Origin of the sequence: Dietzia sp. B44 (assembly GCF_014145245.1) — a bacterium.
In the GTDB taxonomy this organism is placed as follows: domain Bacteria; phylum Actinomycetota; class Actinomycetes; order Mycobacteriales; family Mycobacteriaceae; genus Dietzia; species Dietzia natronolimnaea.
In genome coordinates, this window is record NZ_JAALEF010000253.1 from 1 (window position 1) to 1,752 (window position 1,752).

Consider the following 1,752-nt stretch of genomic DNA (forward strand, 5'->3'; position numbering starts at 1 on the left):
TGGAGCAGGCGGTCGAGCGCGCGCCCCGCAGGGGCGAGTCGGTGGACCGCGCGCCCGACGCCGACGCCGGCGACGGTGACGCGATCACGTTCGCCGACATGGGGCTGGCCCCGGCCGTCGCCCAGGCGGTCAAGGACGTGGGGTACGAGGTCCCCTCCGCGATCCAGGCCGCCATCATCCCGATGGTGATGGCGGGCCGTGATGTCGTGGGGCTGGCACAGACGGGCACCGGCAAGACCGCGGCCTTCGCCCTGCCGATCCTCTCGCTCATCGACCCGGCGGTGAAGAGCCCGCAGGCGCTCGTTCTGGCGCCCACCCGTGAGCTCGCGCTCCAGGTCGCCGAGGCGTGCATCACTTACTCCGCCAACATGCCGCAGGTCAACGTGCTCCCGATCTATGGCGGTCAGGCCTACGGGATCCAGCTGTCCGGTCTGCGGCGGGGTGCGCAGATCATCGTCGGTACGCCCGGCCGCGTGATCGACCACCTCAAGAAGGGCACGCTCGATCTGTCGGGTCTGCGCCATCTCGTCCTCGACGAGGCCGACGAGATGCTGGCGATGGGCTTCCAGGAGGACGTCGAGCGGATCCTCTCCGACACCCCGGAGACCACGCAGGTCGCCCTGTTCTCGGCGACCATGCCCTCCGCCATCCGGCGCATCTCGCAGAAGTACCTCACCGACCCGGCGGAGGTGAAGGTCGCCTCCAAGACCTCCACCGCCCCGAACATCCATCAGCGCTACGTCCTGGTCAATCACCGGGACAAACTCGACGCGCTGACGCGGATCTTCGAGGTCGAGGATTTCGACGCGATGATCCTGTTCGTCCGGACCAAGTCGGCCACGGAGGAGCTCGCGGAGAAGCTTCGGGCGCGCGGGTTCTCGGCGGCGCCGATCAACGGCGACATCCCGCAGAATCTCCGGGAGCGGACCATCGAGGCACTCAAGGACGGTCGGACCGACATCCTGGTGGCCACGGACGTGGCCGCACGTGGTCTGGACGTGCCCCGTATCAGCCACGTGGTCAACTACGACATCCCGCACGACACCGAGTCGTACGTGCACCGGATCGGCCGTACGGGCCGCGCCGGCCGCAGCGGGCAGGCGCTGCTGTTCGTCACCCCGCGGGAGCGTCGCATGCTCTCCCAGATCGAGCGGGCCACGCGTCAGCCGCTGACAGAGATCCAGCTCCCGAGCGTGGATGATGTCAACGAGATGCGGATGGCGAAGTTCGGGCAGTCGATCACCGAGAGCCTCGATGATCCGAACCTGGCGATGTTCCGCCGGCTGGTGGAGGAGTACGCCAACGAGCACTCCGTCTCGATGGCCGACATCGCCGCCGCACTCGCCACGCAGTCCCGCAATTCCGCCGACTTCCTCATGCGAGAGCCGGAGCGTCCCGCGCGACGTGAACGGCAGGACAACCCGCGTGACACCCGGCGGGATGACCGGCGCGAGCGGCCGGGCCGCGACTTCTCGGACGGCCCCCGTCCCTCGCGCACGGGCAAGGACATGGCCCAGTACCGGATTGCTGTGGGTAAGCGGAACAACGTCAAGCCGGGATCCATCATGGGCGCCCTGGCCAATGAGGCCGGACTCAGTGGCGGCGACATCGGACGTATCTCGATCCGTTTCGATCACTCGATCGTCGAACTCCCGGCGGGTCTGTCCCGGGATCAGATCGAATCGATGCGCGGGATCCGGGTCGCCGGTTCGGAGATCGACATCCGACCGGACTCCGGTCCGCCCGCCGGTC

At 68.3% G+C, this 1,752-nt stretch carries 1 protein-coding gene; it reads left to right on the plus strand.

All coding sequences use genetic code 11. From position 1 onward, the window contains the following. Nucleotides 1–41: 41 nt before the first annotated feature. Nucleotides 42–1,752 (plus strand): DEAD/DEAH box helicase (locus G6017_RS09130; RefSeq protein ID WP_524536272.1); only part of this gene is annotated, 1,711 nt, incomplete at its 3' end.